General features: G+C 67.4%; 1 pseudogene. It reads right to left on the bottom strand.

Going from position 1 to position 435, the window contains the following annotated elements:
• Positions 1-435 (bottom strand): annotated as a pseudogene (locus G3I71_RS47925) (hypothetical protein); the annotation flags it as partial.

Below are 435 nucleotides of genomic sequence, written 5' to 3' on the forward strand. Positions count from 1 at the left end.
CCTCGATGGCGTCGAGGTCGTTGTGTCGGCTGCCGGCGTAGACGAAGGCGTGGATCCGGCGCCGCTCCGCCTTGTTCGTGTACGACAGGCCGCCCGGCGGCAGGCGGTGGTAGCGGTAGATGTCCTCCCGCTTGGACTCCGCCGTCTTCTGGGCCACCGAGTTCTCGCTGGGGTCCCAGCCATTGGTGGTCTCCAGCGATCGGCCCTGCATGCCGCCAAGGCCGCGCCGTTGCGTGGTCGCAACGCTGTTCATCCGGTTTCCGACAGTCCAGATGCCCGTCTCGTCCTGAGGCACGAAGGTGACCGGGTTACCCAGGCGGGACTGCGCCGACGAAGTCACGACGTCGATGCGGCCCTCGTTCGGCAAGCGAATGAACTGCTCGCCGACCTTCATCCGCTCGGCCAGGAACCCGTCCCTGACCATGGCCTGCAGCG

This window comes from Streptomyces sp. SID12501, assembly GCF_010550245.1.
GTDB lineage: Bacteria > Actinomycetota > Actinomycetes > Streptomycetales > Streptomycetaceae > Streptomyces.